We start from the raw sequence: 17,488 nt of genomic DNA, 5'->3' as shown, positions 1-17,488 counted from the left end.
CGAGCGACTGCTTGCGGCGCTTGACTTCGCGCGAGCCATTGTCGAACGTCGCGGCGTAAGGGGCAGGGAGCGATCATGGAATACAAGGATACGGACGCCGAAAGCGCGTTCGGGTTCGACGGAACGTGGAAAGAGTTCGCGCCGATCGCGTTTTCCAACCTCCTGCTGACCATCGTGACGCTCGGCATCTATCGCTTCTGGGCGACCACGCGCGAGCGGCGCTATCTCTGGTCGCGCAGCCGCTTCGTCGACGAGCGCCTCGAATGGGCCGGGACGGGCATGGAGCTGTTCATCGGTTTCCTGATTGTGCTGCTGCTATTCGGTATTCCCTTCGTCATCCTGCAATTCGCGACGCAGGCGCTGGCGATGCGCGGCGAGGCCTTCTGGGCGGGCGCGCTCGGCCTGTTCGCTTTTCTCGCTATCGTCTATCTGACCGGTCTCGCCCGGTATCGTGCACTGCGTTATCGCCTGTCGCGTACCCGCTGGCGCGGCATCAGGGGCGGCAGCAACAATCCCGGCTTCGGTTATGGCCTGTCCTATATGTGGAAGACCTTCGTGGGTTATCTCCCGCTGGGCCTCCTCATACCGTGGTCGATGACGAGCCTTTGGAACCAGCGCTGGCGCGAGATGAGCTTCGGGCCTTACAAGTTCGACGCGCAGGCAGAGGCAGGCAATGTCTTTGCACGGTTTCTCCTGTTCTATCTCGCGCCGTTCATCATCGTCGCCGTGATTTTCGCGGTCGGCGCGGCGGGCGGCCTTGCCGGTTACGGCATCGGCGGGGAGGATGGCGCTGGCGTCGGTGCGATGTTCGGCGTGGTCATTGGCCTGTTCGTCTTCTACGTCGTTCTCGGCATCATCGCGGTAGCCTTTTATTCGGCCTTTTACCGCGAAGTCGTCGGGGAGACGACCTGGGGCCATCTGCGCTTTTCCTTCAACGCCTCGACGATGGACTGGATCAAGCTGCTGATTGGCGATGCGGTGCTGGTCGTCTTCACGCTCGGCATCGGGCTGATTTTCCTCAGCTACCGTCACTGGAAGTTCTTCATGATCCACATGGAAGCGGGCGGCGAAATCCTGCTCGATGAATTGACGCAATCGACCACCGCGACGGCGGGGCATGGCGAAGGCCTGCTCGACGCCTTCGATATCGGGGCTATCTAGGCCCATATGAACGAGACCTACCGCCTCCGCGCCCACTGGTATGACGGGCACAGTGCCATTCGGCGCGAAGGCACGGCGGAGTGGGACGGTCGCAATACCCTGTCGCTAGTCGAGGATGGCGAACCGGCAGCGCAGGTGGCCCTCGACAGCCTCACCTTTCGCGAAAGGCGCCGCCACGAGATCGTTTACGGAAGCGCGCGGGAACCCGATTTCCGCCTCGTCCTGCCAGCCGATACGCCGCCCGGCCTGTCCGCAAAGCTGCCGCACAAGTCCGAATATGGCGCGTGGGTCGACCGAATCGGTCTGGGCAAGGCTGCAGCGGCCTTCGCCCTCGTCAGCGCCGCGGCAGTCGCATTGTTCATGACCGCCCCCGGCTGGCTTGGTCCGATGATCCCGCAGGCCTGGGAGAGGCGCCTCGGCGATGCGATGATCGGCGATCTCGGCAACCGGCTCTGCTCGACGCCCGAGGGCGATGCGGCACTGGCGAAGCTGCTGGGCGAAGTCGATCCTGCCGATGAACCGGTTCGGGCGGGCGTCGCCAATGCCGATATGGTCAATGCTGTGGCACTTCCCGGCGGGCAGGTCCTGCTGTTCGACGGGCTGATCCAGCAGGCCGAAAGTCCCGAAGAACTGGCCGGCGTTCTCGCACACGAAGTGGGTCACGTGCGCGAGCGGCACGTGATGACCGCTCTGCTTCGTCAGTTCGGCCTGTCCGTCCTTGCCAGCGGCTTCGGCAGTGGGTTCGGGGAAAGCGCCCTCGCGGTCGCCAGCATGAGCTATTCGCGCGATGCGGAGCGCGAAGCCGACGAATATGCGCGCGAACGCATGGCTGAAAGCGACATTTCGCCGGTCGGCGCAGCGCAGTTCTTCGAGCGGATGATCGAGGAGAACGGGGGCGAGGACATGGACCGCGTCGCCGGCTGGATTGCCACCCACCCCTCCGGCGGAGAGCGGGCCCGCGCCTTTCGCGAGAGCGCCCGTGAGGGCGCCACATATCCGCCCGTTTTAAGCGATGCCGAATTCGAGGCGTTGCAGGCCATGTGCGAGGCGGACGAGGACGTCGAGGACTTCTCCTTCTTCTAAGTCCTTATTCCCGCGCGATTTGCCGGGGGCGGCGATGCTGCTAGACCGCGCCGATGACCGAAACTGATACGTCGCCGCCGCTGTTGCACACCCTGCCTGACGGTCGCCGCATGGCCTACCGGCATAGCGAAGGGCGCGGCCCGACCCTCGTCTTCCTGCCCGGCTATATGTCCGACATGTTAGGCGGCAAGGCGAGCGCACTCATGCACTGGGCGAGGGAACAGGGGCGCGCCTGCCTGCTGCTCGACTATACGGGCTGCGGTGTCAGCGACGGGACGTTCGCCGATGGGACGCTGAGCGCATGGCGCGACGAGATCGTTTCGTTGCTGGTTGCAAAGGTCGACGGCAAAATCGTCCTTTTCGGCTCGTCGATGGGTGGTTGGCTCATGCTTTTGCTCGGACTGGCGTTGAAGGATCGTCTCGCCGGCCTTGTCGGGATAGCGCCCGCGCCCGACTTTTCGGAATGGGGCTACCTGCCCGAACAAAAGGACCGTTTGCGCGCCGGGGAGAGTGTGTTCGAGGACAATCCCTACGGTCCCGAACCGACGCCCACCCACGCAAAGTTCTGGCGCGACGCGCAGGACAATCGCCTGCTCGATAAAGAAATCGCACTCGATTGCCCGGTTCACCTCATCCACGGACAGCGCGATGCGGACGTTCCCTGGCAGATCAGCCTGCGCCTTGCCGATGCGCTGCATTCGGACGAGGTTCAAGTCACGCTGATAAAGGATGGCGATCACCGATTGTCCCGGCCGCAGGATATTGCCGCGCTGCTGCGCGTTGCACAGGCATTGACCGACCGGATCGAGGACAGCGCCACTCAATAAGGGAGAGCACGCCTTATGCTCCTTTCCGCGATACTACCGCTGCTGCTGATGCAGGTCGGCCCCAATCCGACCCAACCCGAATTGTCCGAACTGCCGATCGATCCGGAGGGACGGCGCGGCGAGCGAACCGTCGCGCAGCAACCCGCGGCCCCGCAAATTCCCGAACGCCTGCGCGAATGTCTGCTCGAAGTGCGCGGCGATCCGCAACGCGGTGAAGCCTATGCCCGCAACTGGCTGGGCGAGGCGAGCGGCACGGACGCCGCACTGGCCGGACAATGCCTCGGCATGGCCTATTACACGCAGCAACGGTTCGACGAGGCGATGACGTCGTTCCTCGCTGCGCGCGATCGCCTGCCTCAAGGCGCGGCGGCAGAGCGGGGTCGCCTGGCCGCGCTCGCTGGCAATGCCGGGCTGGCCGCGGGTTCCTTCGACAGCGCACTCGCGGCGCTCGACGAGGCGCGGATCGATGCCGTCGCCGCGCAAAACGACCAGTTGCTGGGCGAGACGAATATCGACCGGGCGCGCGCGCTGGTTTCCCTGTCACGAGAAGAGGAAGCCGCCGACGCCCTTGCCGATGCCCGCGAAGCCCTGCCGGATAATGCGACGGCGTGGCTCTTGTCCGCGACGCTCTCGCGCAGGCTTGAACGCTTCGCCAATGCGCAGGCGCAGATCGAACGGGCAGCCGAACTGGCTCCGCGCAACCCCGAAATCGGCCTTGAAGCAGGGCGAATCGCAGCCGTTTCGGGGCGCTACGAGGACGCGCGGCGCAGCTTCGAATCGGTGATCGCGGTCGCTCCCGACACCCCCTACGCCCGACGCGCAGACGAAAGTCTGGAACGGCTCGAAGCCCTGACGCGACCGGGCGGCGATGCCGTTCCGTCCGCCCCGCAGCCGCGCATCGATCCGGAAACACCAAGCGAGGAAGGCCGCTGATGACCGCCCGCAAACGACTAGCCGACACGCCGCTATCCATTCTCGATCTCGTTCCCGTGCGCGAGGGCGGCAGCGTCGCCGAAGCTCTCGCCGATGCGACACGCCTCGCGCAAGCTGCCGAGCGCCTCGGCTTCAAGCGGTTCTGGGTCGCGGAGCATCACGCGATGGACGGCATCGCTGGCGGCGCGACCTCGGTCGTTCTTGCTCATATCGGTGCGGGAACGAAGACCATCCGCATCGGGTCGGGCGGGATCATGCTGCCCAATCATACGCCGTTCCAGATCGCCGAGCAGTTCGGGACGCTCGACGCCTTCTATCCGGGTCGCGTCGATCTGGGTCTGGGTCGCGCGCCCGGAGCCGATGGCAGGCTGCAACAGGCGCTGAGGAAGAACCTGCATCAGGCAGCCGAGATGTTTCCGCAGGATGTCGTCGAATTGCGCGCTTTCCTGACGGGCGACATCGACCTGCCGATGAAGGCGACGCCGGGGCACGGTGCCTCGGTCGAGATGTGGATGCTGGGGTCGAGCCTGTTCGGCGCAAGCCTCGCCGCGCAGCTCGGTCTGCCTTATGCCTTTGCATCGCATTTCGCCCCCGGCCAGCTCGACGAGGCGCTGGAAGTCTATCGCCGCAACTTCAAGCCCTCCGCGATGTGCGAGAAGCCGCACGTCATGGTGGCGATGAACGTGTTCTGCGCCGAAACGAGCGACGAGGCGGAGATGCTCGCTTCCTCCCAATTGCAGAGTTTCGTCCGCCTCCGTAGCGGCTCGCCCGGTCGCCTGCCCCCGCCGGTCGCAGACTACCGGGCCTCCCTGCCGGCGCCCGCACAGGCAATGCTCGATACGCTCGGCGTGGCAAGTGCGGTCGGTACGCCCGACGAGGTGACCGCCGCTATGCAGCAGTTCCTCGATCGAACAGAAGCGGACGAGATCGTGGTCGCGGGGGCGACTTTCGACCCGGCGGCCCGCATCCGGTCGCTCGAATTGTTGAGCGAGGCACTCGGCAAAGCGGACGCGAGCGAGGCCGCCGACGAGGACCAGACAACGGTTCCGCACTACCGTCGCGCATGACCTGCAGCTCTATTTTCCGATGAATGACACTATCGGAGCGCTGGATCGTTTCTGATGAAATGACTGCGCTTGCGTCGCCATTGGGGCAGGCTTAAGCGCGGTAGCTATTCGTATCGGTCCCCCCGGCGGGGCGGACCGCCAACATGCTAACTGGCCAGCGGCAAGAGCCGGGCCGACGGAGCCGCAGGAATGGGTGCCAAATCGAACAGCGGGTCCACATCCGCCAAGGGCGCGAAGGATGCGCCGGAAATTTCCGACAAGCTGATCAAGAAGCTCGTTGACCGGATCGAGAATTCGATGCTGCCGGGCGACGATGCCTTTCCCGACGCCGAAATGCGCGAGGCGGCGCAGTTCATCCTCCAGACGGCGTATGATCGCAGCTTCGGCAAGCCCGCCATAGCGCTGGGAACGGCAACTGAAGAACGGCGCTACACCCGGATCGCGATCGTCAATGACGACATGCCCTTCATCGTGGACTCCGTCGCCGCGGCCATCGCCGCGAATGGACTGTCGATCGACCGGCTGGTGCATCCCATCGTGCCCGTTCGGCGCAGCAAGGATTGCACGCTCGACGAACTGCCGGACGGCGAGCCGGACGAAGCGGTGTACGAATCGATGGTCTATATCGAGACAAGCCGCGTCGATGCGAAACTGCGCCGCGCCATCGCGAAGTCCCTGCGCGAGACGCTGGAAGACGTCGCCGCGGCGGTCAGCGATTGGCCCAAATTGCAGGATGCGATGAAGAACGATGCCGAACGCCTCTCGGGGCACGGCGACGGGGCGCTCCTCGAATGGCTTAATCGCGGAATGCTGACCCAGCTCGGCCACGTCGTCCAGACGCGCGACAACGAGAGAGAGCAAGCGATCGGCATCTGCCGCAAGAACGCTTCCGAAATCCTGGCGCCCAGTTCGATCGAGCGCGCCTTTGCCTGGTTCGACGGGCGCGATGCGGACGACCGCGAACTGCTCATCATCAAATCGAACAAGCTTTCGAGCGTACACCGTCGCGTGCCGCTCGACCTGTTTATCGCCCCCTGGCGCGGAGACAAAGGCAAGGTCGAGAAGCTGTCGATCCATGCCGGCGTCTGGACTTCTGCGGCCCTTGCCGCGCCGCCGCGCAGCGTTCCGCGCCTGCGCGAGCAGATCGAGCGGCTGATGGACGAATTCGACTTCGACATCGGCAGCCATGCCGGAAAGGCGCTCGTCCATGCCTTTACCGCCCTCCCCCACGACCTGCTGATCGGCTTCTCGCCGGATGACATCAAGCGCATCGCGACGACGATGATGAGCCTTGTCGACCGGCCGCGCCCCCGCCTGTCCCTCGTCACAGCGCCGCTGTCGCGGCATATGTTCGCCTTCGTGTGGATTCCGCGCGACATGCTGGCAACGCCGGTGCGCTTGCAGATCCAGCAATTGATCGAAGACGAGTGCGACGCGCCGCTGCTCGATTACAGCCTCGAAGTGGAAGGCGGCAATCTGGCGATGCTGCGCTTCGTCCTCGATTTCCGCGAGGGCGACGAGGACGTTTCCGAAGCCGATCTCGAGGGGCAGCTACGCACCATGCTGCGCGGCTGGAGCGAGGCGGTCGAGACCGAACTTGCAGAGACCATGGAAGCAGGACGCGCCGCCGCCATCGCGACGCGCTTTGCCGAGAGTTTTCCCAATTCCTATCGCTCCGACAATGGCCCGCGCGAGGCAGCCCGCGACATCGTGCGGCTGCGCGCGCTGGCGCCGGAAACGCATGGCGAGGCGTCGGAAGGCGTCGAAACCGACGCGGCAAGCCGGGTGGTCCATCGCGATGCCCGGCTGTTCCGGCGCGAGGACGACAGGGGCGACCAGTTGCGCCTCAAGCTGTATCAGCCCGAGGGCAGCCTGCCCTTGTCCGATGCCGTCCCGGCGCTCGAGAATTTCGGCTTTACGGTGTGCACAGAAGTGCCCACGCGACTCGACGAGGGCAATCTCGGCACGATCCACGACTTCTCGCTCGCGCTTCCCGAAAGCGTGGATACCGCAGCCGTCCTCGACCGGGCCGACGCGATCGAAAAGGCGATCACCAGCGTCCTCAACAACCACGAGGAGAACGACCCGTTCAACCGGCTGGTGACGGAAACGGGTCTCGCCCCGTGCGAGGCGACCTGGCTGCGCGCGTTCTATCGCTACCTCCGGCAGGCCGGGGTCAGCTTCACCATCTATACCGTCGTCGATGCCCTGCGCCGTGCCCCGGACGTCACGAAGGCACTGATAAAGGTTTTCAAGGCACGCCACGATCCCTCCTTCGAAGGGTCGCGGGAGGACGCCGAGGATGCAGCGAATGACGAAATCCGCACCGGACTCGTCGAGGTGCATGCGATCAATGACGACCGGCTGCTGCGCCTCTATCAGTCGCTGATCGGCTCGATCCTGCGGACCAATGCGTTCTCCGCGGCAGCGGACGAGGCGCTTGCGTTCAAGATCGATTCCTCGCTCGTGCCGAACCTGCCCAAGCCCGTGCCGTGGCGCGAAATCTTCGTCTATTCGCGCCGGGTCGAGGGTATTCACCTGCGCGCCGGACCGATCGCGCGCGGTGGCCTCAGATGGTCCGACCGCCGCGACGACTTCCGCACCGAAGTGCTCGGCCTGATGAAGGCGCAGCGCACGAAGAACGCCGTCATCGTGCCAACGGGCGCGAAGGGCGGCTTCTATCCCAAGCAGCTTCCCAGCCCGGCCCGCGACCGGGAAGGCTGGGCCGCGGAAGGCAAGGCCGCCTACGAGATCTTCATTCGCACCCTCCTGTCCGTCACTGACAACATCGTGGACGACAAGGTCGTGCACCCTGACGATGTCCGCATCCTCGACGGAGACGACCCGTATTTCGTCGTCGCCGCCGACAAGGGAACGGCGCGTTTCTCCGACGTGGCTAATGCGATCGCGGAGGAGCGCGATTTCTGGCTCGACGACGCCTTCGCCAGTGGCGGTTCCAACGGCTACGATCACAAGGCGATGGGCATCACCGCGCGCGGCGCTTGGGTCTCCGTTCAGCGGCACTTCCGCGAGATGGGGATCGACGTGCAGGAGGACGAGATCACCGTGGTCGGCTGCGGCGACATGTCGGGCGACGTCTTCGGCAACGGCATGCTGTTGTCCAAGACGATCAAGCTCGTCGCCGCCTTCGACCATCGCAACATCTTCATCGACCCCAATCCCGATCCGGCGGCCAGCTGGAAAGAGCGCAAGCGCCTGTTCGAACTTTCGAGCTCCAGCTGGGAGGATTACGACAAGGACGTCATCTCGCGCGGGGGCGGCGTCTATTCGCGGACGTCCAAGACCATCACTCTCAGCAAGACGGCGCAAAAGATGCTCGGCGTCACGACCGGCGAGATAGAGCCCGAGGTGCTGATTTCCGAGATTCTCACCGCTCCAGTCGATCTCATCTGGTTCGGCGGCATCGGCACCTACATCAAGAGCAGCGACGAGAACGATGTCGAGGTCGGCGATCCGGCGAACGACGCGCTGCGCGTCAATGGCGATCAGGTGCGTGCGAAGGTCATCGGGGAAGGTGCCAATCTCGGCGTCACGCAGGCCGGGCGGATCGAGTTCGCGCTCGAAGGCGGCCGGATCAATACCGACTTCATCGACAATTCCGCTGGCGTCGATTGCTCGGACAACGAGGTCAACATCAAGATCGCCCTCGCCGCAGCGCGCCGGGCGGGCCGGATTTCCGAAGAGAACCGCAACGCCCTGCTGAAGGACATGACCGAAGAGGTCGCGGAAATCGTCCTAGAGGACAACCATGCGCAGGCGCTCGCCCTGTCCATTGCCGAGATCGGCGGCTGCAAGGCCGTCGAATCGCAATGGCACGTCATGGAAACGCTGGAGATGATGGACGCCCTCGACCGGGAGACACAGGGCCTCGCCGATCGCGAGACCTATATGCGCCGCGCCGCCGACGACCTCGGCCTCACTCGACCGGAGATCGCGGTTCTTTTGTCGTCGACCAAGCTGGTGCTGCAGGATGCCCTGGAAACCAGCAAGCTTGTCGATGACGAGGCGCTCGAACCGGTCCTCATCAACGCTTTTCCAGAGCCGATGCAGGACAAGTATCGCAAGCAGATCCTCGAACACCGCCTGCGCCGCGAACTGATCGCGACGAAAATCGCCAACCGCATCATCAATCGCCTCGGCGTCGTTCATCCCTTCGAACTGGCGGAGGAAGAAGGCGACACTCTCGAGCAGGTCGCTACCGCCTTCGTGGCAGCGGAACGGCTGTTCGACATCGAAAGCCTGTGGGAGCGGATCGAGGATGCGAAGATGCCGGAAAGCGCGCGGCTGCTGCTGCTCGACCGGCTGGCGCGCGCGATCCGGATCCTGATGGCAGACCTTCTGCGGGCGAGCGAAACCCGCTCCTCACTCGGACAGATCGTCGAGGAATTGCAGCCGGGCGTCAGCCGCCTGTCGGAAGAAGCGCCGGAATTGCTGGGGGCGCAAAGCCGCGAACAGCGCGACCGGCTCCAGTCCGAACTGACAGAAGCGGGCGCACCAGAAAAGCTCGCTGCCGAAGTCGCGCATCTCTTCGCACTCGACGGTTCGGTCGGTATCGCCTCGCTCGCCCGCAATGCAGAGATCGACATTGCCGATGTGGCGCGCGGGTTCACCGTGCTGGGCGACCGGCTGGGCCTCGACTGGGCGCAGGGAACGGCGGCGCTGATGAACCCGTCCGATGTCTGGGAACGGTTGCTCGTGGCCGGCCTTGCGCAGGATTTCCAGCAGATCAGGCTCGAATTCCTGAAGCGTATCTCGCGGCGCAAGGGCGCGAAGGACGACATGGTGCAGGCGGTGGAGAACTGGATCGAGGACAATCAGGGCGTCACCGACCAGTTCCGCGGCATGATCGCGCGCGCCCGGTCCGAAACGCCTTACGCCCCCGCGATGCTTGCCCAACTGGCGAGCATGGGCCGCAATCTGCTCGGGCGGTAGGGCGATAGCTGTCGAAGGGAGCGCTTCATGCTGAAGACACAAAGATCCGGCCACATCGTTACCCTGACGCTCGACCGGCCCGACAGCATGAATGCGCTCGGCGCGAATGGCGACGGCGATGCGTTTGCCGAGGCCTGCGATGCGATCAATGCCGACCGCAGCGTGCGATGCGCAATTCTGACAGGCGCGGGCAAGGCCTTTTCGGCAGGTGGTGACGTAAAGGCCATGCGCGAGCGGACCGGGGCATTCGGCGGAACCGGGCCTCAGATCGCGGACGGCTATCGCGACAACATCCATAAGGCGTTGCGGGCACTGTACGGCTTGCGTGTGCCGCTGATCGCGGCGGTCAACGGACCGGCGATCGGTCTCGGCTGCGATCTGGCTTGTCTTGCGGACATGCGCATTGCGAGCGACCGCGCGAAGTTCGGCGTCACCTTCCTCAAGCTCGGTCTTATTCCCGGCGACGGGGGAACCTGGATCCTGCCCCGCATCATTGGAGAGGCGCGGGCGGCGGAACTCTTCTATACCGGCGATGTCATCGATGCGCCGACCGCTGTCGAATGGGGTCTCGTTTCACGCAGCGTGCCAGCCGACGTATTGCTGGACGAAGCACACGAACTTGCAGAGAAGGTCGCGGCCATGCCGCCCGACGCCCTGCGCGCCGCGAAGAACCTGATGCGACAGGGGCGGGAAATCTCCTACGATACCGCGCTGGAACTCGCCGCCAATACGCAGGCGCTGATGCACGGAACGAGCGACCACGAGGAAGGGGTCGCCGCGCTGCTGGAGAAGCGAAGCGCGCGGTTCGAGAGACGCTAGGTCACAGGATGAAGATGTCCCGTTCGCGCGAAATTCACTTGGCGGGGCTCGATACGGCAAACCATCGCACGACCTTCCCCAAACCGAACGGCCACTGACGCCGTGCGCTTCCTCGTCGCCGAAAGCGGAACGCCCGAAGACCGGCAATATCGCCGCGACGACGTCGGCAGGAGTTCGGGCGAAAGCTATGCCGCGACGCTGCGGCAGATGCGCCCTGGCAGCTCGGTCGACATCGCGAAGCCATCCGATGCCGATACGCCTTCCTGGGATGCGCAGGACATCGCGCGTTACGATGCGGTCTTCATCACCGGCTCGCCGCTTCACGTTTACGAGAGTTCGCCGGCGGTCGAACGACAACTCGCCTTCATGCGCGCAGTCTTCGCTTCGGGAGCGCCGTCCTTCGGGTCCTGCGCCGGATTGCAGGTAGCGGTCGCGGCAGCGGGCGGAAAGGTCCGCAAGATGCGCAGCCGCCTCGAAGCAGGTCTGTCGCGCAGGATCGTCGCCACCGCAGAGGGGCGCAACCACCCCCTCCTCGCCGGTCGGCCCGCGGCATGGGACGCGCCTGCCTTGCACACCGACGAGGTCGAGGAACTACCCGATGGCTCGGTCCTGCTCGCCGGGAATGGACCTACCCTCGTGCAGGCTGCGGAAATCCGTCACGATCGAGGAATCTTCTGGGGCGTGCAATATCATCCCGAACTCTCGCTTGCCGAAATCGCCGCCGCTCTTCGCCGCGAAGCGGGCGACCTCGTGGAAGCCGGGCTTGCGCGGTCCACCGACGATGTCCAGCAGCAGAGCGAGTTGTTCGACGCGCTGCACGACGATCCGGACAATGCTTCGCTGCGCTGGCGCCTTGGGGTGGACGAGGAACTTGCCGTCGAACGGCGGCGGCGGCTGGAACTGGCGAACTTCCTCGACGCCGTGCCCGACCTCGATCGGCGGGCGTCGGCGGCGGGGCGCGCGCCGAAGGGCTAGAGCCAGCGGAAGATGCCGGCGGGAACGCCGCCCAGCGGGCCGTGAGCCCAGCTCACGACGATCCAGACGAGCAGAGCCGCCGACCAGACCTTCCAGCCCGGGGCGAGAAAACGCGAAATTTGCGGGAGCCACGAGGTCTGCGCTTCCCATTCAATCCACGCCTCGCCCATCAGTCGCTGCTTCTTCGCATCCTGCAGCAGGCTGCCGACCAGCGCGAGGATCAGGATGGCCGTGGCGACGATCACCGTGCGGGTGCTCCACCACAGGACGAGGTGTGAGATGGCCCATAGAGCAAAGCCCCACATCATCGGATGCCGCGTAATGCGGAAGACGCCCGCCGGTCCGGCACGCGCCGCCGCCTCTGCGCCGGGTGTCGGCATCGCGGGATTGCGCGGCGTCAGCGACCCCATGAACAGCACGAGCGCGGGCAAGGTCAGAATGGTGGCGACGATCCAGCCTGCCGGTCCACTGCCGCCGAGATCGGAGGGCGGGCTCTGGCGAAAGGCGATGATCATCCACACGAGGGTCGCGAGGCTGACGATGTTGTAGATCGCCATGAAACCGCCGGTGCCGAAGCGCGACAGGAGGGGCCGAAGCGGATGAGACATGGCGAAGTGGGAACCGACGAACGCGATGCTCGCCGCCGACAACGAAACCAGCGCATTGTCCATCGCCAACTACTCCCTTGGTATCGCTTGACCCCTTCTCGACATCATTGTGCTCAGCGCTGGAATTCGTCTTCTTTTACCAGTCGTAAGCCTTGGGAAGATCGCTTTCGTCGAGGTCGCGATACCGCTCTCTCAGCCGTGTCTGGTGATTTTCGAGCGGTTGTTCGACCCCGTCGATGAAGACGCGCATCGCCGCCGACGAGGTTTCGAGCGGGTCGCCGTCCCAGATGACGAGGTCGCCTGCCGCTCCCGGCGCGAGCGTCCCGAACCGGCCACCGTAACCTGAGATTTCTGCGGGTGTCGAACTGATCGTGGCGAAGGCCTGACCCCAGGAAAGACCCGTCGCACCCGGCACCTTCGTCAGCGCGACGAGGTTCCCGGCATATTGCGGCGCGTTGCGCGCCTGATCGCCCGTGCCGCCCGTCAGGCCGCCGATCGCGACCTTCACTCCGGCTGCGACCATCCGCCCGACATTGCTTTGCGTGGCGGCCAATTGTTCGAAACTCGCGGGCAGATCGTCCAGCGGATCGGCGATGACCGGCAGGTTCGCGGCAGCGATGTCGTCCGCGACCAGCCAACCCTCGCTCGCGCCCACCAGGACGAGGCGCAGGTTCGGGAAATCCTCTTTCAGAGCAATGACTTCGCGAATGTCCGATGCCCGCTCGGCGAACACGTAGAGCGGTTGCTCGCCATTGACGACGGGCACGAGAGCGGCTGCATCGAAGCGGGAGAGAAGCACGTCGTCGCCGCGCTCCGTCTGGTTGTCGAGGAGCCGCGGATCGAGCGGCAGGTCGTCCCCGGTCCGCTGCTCCGGCGGGCGCGACGCGACGCCGGAAATGCGCGAATCCATGCCATATTGCCGCGCCTCGCGAAGGGCATTGCGAAGCAGGGCATGAGCACTCGTCCGGCTGCCTCCGGCAATCCGCGCGCCGTATTCGCCGAGCGCGACGAACTGGAAGGCCCTCGGGCGGACGAGCATCTCGCGGTCTGCGCCCAGATCGACGATGGCCCCCTGGCCTCCGAAGATGGAACTCGACGGTCGCGAGAAAACGCTTGCTCGGGTGATGCCGGCGGCGCGGTTGACCGCCACGTGTTGCGATGCTGGATTAAGCGCCGGAGCGACATCGAGGGCAGCACCGAAGGGCGAATTGCCTGCAGCCGTATCGTTGCTCTCGTCGACGGCCTCGACGTCCCACAGGCCGAGCGACGTCATGGCCGAGAAGAGGCCCGGCGTGACCCAGCGACCGGTACCGTCCACCGCCTGCATATCGGCCGGCACGGCGACATCGGGGCCAGCAGCGACAACGCGCCCGTTCCGGACGACGACAGTCGCCCCCTCGATCGGATCAGAACCGTCGCCGATCGCGACGGTCGCATTGGTTATCGCCATGTCCTGCGCTGCGGCGGCTGTCGGCAAGGCTAGCGCCGCGAGGGCAAGAAGGGTTTTCGAACGAAGGCTCATTTCACGTCTCCTTCGCCAGGCTGGCCGAGTTCGAAGTCGCTGATCGGTCGGCGTTTCGGATCGAGCACGTCATACATCAGGGCACCGTCGATCCAGACCTTTTCGGGCCGCGAATAGACAGACAACGGGTTGCCGTTCCACAGGACGATGTCCGCCATCTTGCCGGTCTCCAGGCTCCCGGTCATCTCGTCGATCCCCATTGCCTTTGCGGCATTGAGCGTCAGCCAGCGGATGACTTCCGCGTCGGGAATGTCGATGCCCATGCGGCGACCGTCGGCCTGCGCCTTGGCCGCTTCCTGATTGAGGCGCTGGATACCGTTCTCGTCGTCGGAGTGAATGACCACGCAGGCCCCGGCCTGTTGCAGCAACGCGGCGTTTTCGGGAATGCCGTCATAGCTCTCCATCTTGAAACCGTACCAGTCGGCCCAGATGGCACTGCATACGTCGTTCTCACGCAGGAGATCGCCGATCTTGTAGCTTTCGACGGCGTGGTGGAAAGCGCTGACCTTGTAGCCCATCTCCTTCGCCATATCCATGACGAGGGCCATTTCGTCGGCGCGGTAGCAGTGATTGTGGACGAGTATCTCGCCGTCGAGCACGCCGGCCAGCGTCTCGTTCGCAAGATTGCGTTCGTCGCGCTCTCCATCGGCGTATTTGCGCGCATCGAGCCAGGTCTGCCGGTTCACGGCGAAGTTGCCCATGCGCGTCGAGGGCATACGACCCCTCCCGCCGTAAACCCGCTTCGGGTTCTCGCCGCAGGCCATCTTCATGCCGTAGGGCGCACCGGGAAACTTCATGCCCTGGACGGTCCGGGCGGGCACGTTCTTCAGCGTGACCGAGCGTCCGCCCACGAGGTTTGCGGAACCGGGCAGGATCTGCAGCGCCGTGACGCCGCCATTGGCGAGCGCGCGGCTGAACCCCGGGTCCTGCGGCCAGACCGAATGCTCCGCCCAGACATCAGGCGTCGTCGGATTGGTCGCTTCGTTGCCGTCCGAATGGGCATCGACAGACGGCGTCGGGTAATCGCCCAGATGCGAGTGAATGTCGATGATGCCCGGCGTCACGAACTTGCCGCGGCCATCCATGACCGTGTAGCCGTCGGTCGAGAGCGAGGCATCGCCGATCGCGACGACTTCGCCATTGGAAAACAGCACCGTCCCATTGTCGATCCGCCCACCATTGCCGTCGAACACGGTCGCACCGACCAGCGCGGTGGGCGTGCCGGGATAAGCGCGATAGGTCGAGGCGTAGGGCTCGCGTCCGTCTTCGCCGAGCGGAGCGCCCTCGTTGCTCGCGCTGCGCGCGCTCTCGTCACTGGACGTCGTTGCACATCCCGAAAGCGAGAGCGCGGCGAGGACGATTGCGGGGAGGAGTTTGTTGGCGATCATGCGATGCTTTCGATCCTTGAAGTGTCGGTTACGAAGAACAAGGGCCGGAATTGCTTCCGGCCCCCGTCATCCAGTTCAGCGGTTTTCCTCATGCTTGCCCGGTGCCTGAGGATTGGTGGCCGGGTGCATTCCGGCTTCCTGAGCTTCGAGGCCGGCTCCCGCCTGTCCTTCCAGGTCGTCACCGACATTATCGTCACGAAGTGTGTCGAGATGCAGGAGCTTCTTGACCAGCGGACTCACTACCATGACCGCGACGCCAATGCCGACGGCGTACCAGCCGACCGTCGAATAGACGTCGAGGACAAGCTGTTTTCCGGCCTCCTCTCCAACGCCTTCCGCGCCGGTGGCGGCGGCAATCAGGCCTGCGGCAAAATTACCCGTTGCCGAAGCGAAGAACCACGTACCCATGACCAGCGAAGCGATATGCGCAGGGCTCAGGCGGTTCATCGCGCTGAGACCGACCGGGCTGAGGCAAAGCTCGCCGGTCGTGTGGAGCAGGTAGATGAGAAAGATGAAGATTACCGGCGTCGGAACGTTGATGCCGACGCTTTCCGCACCCCAGACCAGCACGAGGAAGCCAAGGCCAACCTGCACGACCGCGAGGCCGAACTTCATCGGCGTGCTTGGTTCTGCGCCTTTCCGAGCCAACCCTTGCCACAACATCGCGAACAGCGGTGCGAGCAGCACGATATAGATCGCATTAACGGATTGGAAGATAGAAGCGCTTACACCCTGCGTATCGACATGACGGTCGGTAAACAGGTTGAGGCTGGAGCCTGCCTGTTCGAACAGTGCCCAAAATACGACCGATACGATAATCAGGAACATGGCCGCGAAGATGCGGTCACGTTCGTGGAAGACCTTGGACAGCGATTGCTGAACCAATACGCCAATCAGTACGAGCAGCGAGGCGCCAGCCGTATATTGCGCTGGCACGCTGCCTTGCGACGCTGCAATCAGCGAGATGATCAGACCGACGGCACTCGAAATGTAGATGAAGAACGGCACGGTCGGGGCCTGTTTCCACGAGCCATACGCCATCTGGAAGGTGACGATTGCGAGGACATAAGCGACGAGGGCTCCGCCGAACCCGCCGAGCAGCACGCCCACCAGTTCCTGGTACTGAATGGCGAGCCAGCAAAGTGCGACCATGCCGAGGCCCGCGCCGTAGATGAGCCATTCCTTGCCGCCGGCGATCCGTTCCGGATGTTGCGGCTCGCCTTTGCCTTTCAGCAGCGGCTTACCGATGACGAAGAATACGAGGCCGATCAGCATCCCAAAACCGGCCAGGCCGAAGCCGTATTCCCAGCCGACCGTCTGACCGAGGTAGCCGCAGATGATCGAAGCCGTCGCCGCGCCGACGTTAATCCCCATGTAGAAGATCGTGTAGGCAGGATCGCGGCGGATGTCGGTCCGCGAGTACAATTGGCCGACGAGGACAGAGATATTCGCCTTGAGGAAGCCCGAGCCCACAATGATCAGCGCCAATGCGAGCCAGAAGACGTTGAGCATGGGGTTGTCCTGCCCCAGCGACCCGTCGCCTTCGAAAGCCATGAAAAAATGGCCGAAAGTCAGCAGGACCGCGCCGAACAGCACCGCCTTGCGCTGACCGACGTAACGGTCGGCCAAGTAACCGCCGACGACCGGAGCGATATAAACGAGCGCGGTGTAGGCTCCATAGATGACGGAGGCTTCCGCGTCTGAAAACAGCCAATGCTGAACGAGATAGAAGATCAGCAGCGCCCGCATGCCGTAGTAGGAGAAGCGCTCCCACATCTCGGCCATGAACAACAGGAACAGGCCTTTGGGGTGTCCCACAACCTCTTCCTGCGGGCGGGTGATGAGGACCATCCCACCGATCAGGAACGATACCAGCGCAATTACGGCGATGCGAAAGGCCCACATCTCGTAAGCGGAACCGAATGTAAAGAATACGCCCTCAACCATGATAGTGTCGCTGTCCCTCGATCGTTATCGGCCTGATTGCAGCAGGCTCTCCCCGAAAGCGCGCACCCTAGCGTCTCTTTCGCCCTTGTGAAGCCGTAGTTTCCTTTGAAACGGGTGAAAACATCGCCCTGTTCGCGTCAAAGCGCCGCCCAATCGCCGGGTCGGGAACTTGACGCGCACTGCTGTCTTATGGCACTGAAGCACG

At 64.2% G+C, this 17,488-nt stretch carries 12 protein-coding genes; 8 read left to right on the top strand and 4 right to left on the bottom strand.

Annotated features, from left to right (window positions below; genetic code table 11):
* Positions 1-75: 75 nt before the first annotated feature.
* From GRI38_RS08580 to GRI38_RS08545, 8 genes are all read left to right on the top strand, one after another.
* The gene (locus GRI38_RS08580; protein ID WP_160682642.1) at positions 76-1,161 is read left to right on the top strand and encodes a YjgN family protein; all 1,086 of its coding nucleotides are present in this window, start codon (positions 76-78) and stop codon (positions 1,159-1,161) included.
* A 6-nt stretch (positions 1,162-1,167) separates the two neighbouring features.
* Entirely contained in the window at positions 1,168-2,244 is a 1,077-nt protein-coding gene (locus tag GRI38_RS08575) for a M48 family metallopeptidase (RefSeq protein ID WP_160682640.1), read from the top strand.
* A gap of 53 nt (positions 2,245-2,297) precedes the next feature.
* Positions 2,298-3,071 carry an alpha/beta fold hydrolase gene (locus GRI38_RS08570; RefSeq protein WP_160682638.1) on the top strand — a complete coding sequence of 258 codons (774 nt, stop codon included), beginning with the start codon at positions 2,298-2,300 and terminating at the stop codon, positions 3,069-3,071.
* 15 nt (positions 3,072-3,086) lie between these two features.
* Positions 3,087-4,004 (top strand): tetratricopeptide repeat protein, encoded by a 918-nt coding sequence (locus tag GRI38_RS08565; protein ID WP_160682636.1) that lies wholly within the window; start codon positions 3,087-3,089, stop codon positions 4,002-4,004.
* Positions 4,004-5,071 carry an LLM class flavin-dependent oxidoreductase gene (locus GRI38_RS08560; RefSeq protein WP_160682634.1) on the top strand — a complete coding sequence of 356 codons (1,068 nt, stop codon included), beginning with the start codon at positions 4,004-4,006 and terminating at the stop codon, positions 5,069-5,071. Before GRI38_RS08565 ends, GRI38_RS08560 begins: the two co-directional genes overlap by 1 nt.
* A 189-nt stretch (positions 5,072-5,260) precedes the next feature.
* Positions 5,261-10,024, top strand: a complete 4,764-nt coding sequence (locus tag GRI38_RS08555; protein ID WP_160682632.1) for an NAD-glutamate dehydrogenase — start codon at positions 5,261-5,263, stop codon at positions 10,022-10,024.
* 27 nt (positions 10,025-10,051) lie between these two features.
* Positions 10,052-10,843 carry a crotonase/enoyl-CoA hydratase family protein gene (locus GRI38_RS08550; RefSeq protein ID WP_160682630.1) on the top strand — a complete coding sequence of 264 codons (792 nt, stop codon included), beginning with the start codon at positions 10,052-10,054 and terminating at the stop codon, positions 10,841-10,843.
* Between the two features lie 102 nt (positions 10,844-10,945).
* Positions 10,946-11,818 (top strand): glutamine amidotransferase-related protein, encoded by an 873-nt coding sequence (locus tag GRI38_RS08545; RefSeq protein WP_160682628.1) that lies wholly within the window; start codon positions 10,946-10,948, stop codon positions 11,816-11,818.
* On the opposite strand, the gene GRI38_RS08540 is transcribed toward GRI38_RS08545, so the two are convergent.
* From GRI38_RS08540 to GRI38_RS08525, 4 genes are all read right to left on the bottom strand, one after another.
* Entirely contained in the window at positions 11,815-12,489 is a 675-nt protein-coding gene (locus GRI38_RS08540) for an NnrU family protein (protein WP_160682626.1), read from the bottom strand. The two genes, GRI38_RS08545 and GRI38_RS08540, sit on opposite strands and share 4 nt — an antisense overlap.
* A gap of 73 nt (positions 12,490-12,562) precedes the next feature.
* Entirely contained in the window at positions 12,563-13,948 is a 1,386-nt protein-coding gene (locus GRI38_RS08535) for an amidohydrolase family protein (protein ID WP_160682624.1), read from the bottom strand.
* Positions 13,945-15,336: an amidohydrolase gene (locus GRI38_RS08530; protein WP_160682622.1), complete on the bottom strand. Its 1,392-nt coding sequence runs from the start codon at positions 15,334-15,336 to the stop codon at positions 13,945-13,947. The genes GRI38_RS08535 and GRI38_RS08530 overlap by 4 nt, the downstream gene beginning before the upstream one ends.
* A 75-nt stretch (positions 15,337-15,411) precedes the next feature.
* Positions 15,412-17,283: a peptide MFS transporter gene (locus tag GRI38_RS08525; RefSeq protein WP_160682620.1), complete on the bottom strand. Its 1,872-nt coding sequence runs from the start codon at positions 17,281-17,283 to the stop codon at positions 15,412-15,414.
* Positions 17,284-17,488: the final 205 nt, after the last annotated feature.

The organism is Parapontixanthobacter aurantiacus (genome assembly GCF_009827635.1).
GTDB lineage: Bacteria > Pseudomonadota > Alphaproteobacteria > Sphingomonadales > Sphingomonadaceae > Parapontixanthobacter > Parapontixanthobacter aurantiacus.
The sequence above is the reverse complement of the archived record's forward strand: the minus strand, read 5'-3'. Positions and strand labels throughout refer to the sequence as shown.

Coding starts and splice junctions, on each gene's coding strand:
- GRI38_RS08580 (WP_160682642.1), top strand. CDS start 76: ATGGAATACAAGGATACGGACGCCGAAAGCGCGTTCGGGTTCGACGGA.
- GRI38_RS08575 (WP_160682640.1), top strand. CDS start 1,168: ATGAACGAGACCTACCGCCTCCGCGCCCACTGGTATGACGGGCACAGT.
- GRI38_RS08570 (WP_160682638.1), top strand. CDS start 2,298: ATGACCGAAACTGATACGTCGCCGCCGCTGTTGCACACCCTGCCTGAC.
- GRI38_RS08565 (WP_160682636.1), top strand. CDS start 3,087: ATGCTCCTTTCCGCGATACTACCGCTGCTGCTGATGCAGGTCGGCCCC.
- GRI38_RS08560 (WP_160682634.1), top strand. CDS start 4,004: ATGACCGCCCGCAAACGACTAGCCGACACGCCGCTATCCATTCTCGAT.
- GRI38_RS08555 (WP_160682632.1), top strand. CDS start 5,261: ATGGGTGCCAAATCGAACAGCGGGTCCACATCCGCCAAGGGCGCGAAG.
- GRI38_RS08550 (WP_160682630.1), top strand. CDS start 10,052: ATGCTGAAGACACAAAGATCCGGCCACATCGTTACCCTGACGCTCGAC.
- GRI38_RS08540 (WP_160682626.1), bottom strand. CDS start 12,489: ATGGACAATGCGCTGGTTTCGTTGTCGGCGGCGAGCATCGCGTTCGTC.
- GRI38_RS08535 (WP_160682624.1), bottom strand. CDS start 13,948: ATGAGCCTTCGTTCGAAAACCCTTCTTGCCCTCGCGGCGCTAGCCTTG.
- GRI38_RS08530 (WP_160682622.1), bottom strand. CDS start 15,336: ATGATCGCCAACAAACTCCTCCCCGCAATCGTCCTCGCCGCGCTCTCG.
- GRI38_RS08525 (WP_160682620.1), bottom strand. CDS start 17,283: ATGGTTGAGGGCGTATTCTTTACATTCGGTTCCGCTTACGAGATGTGG.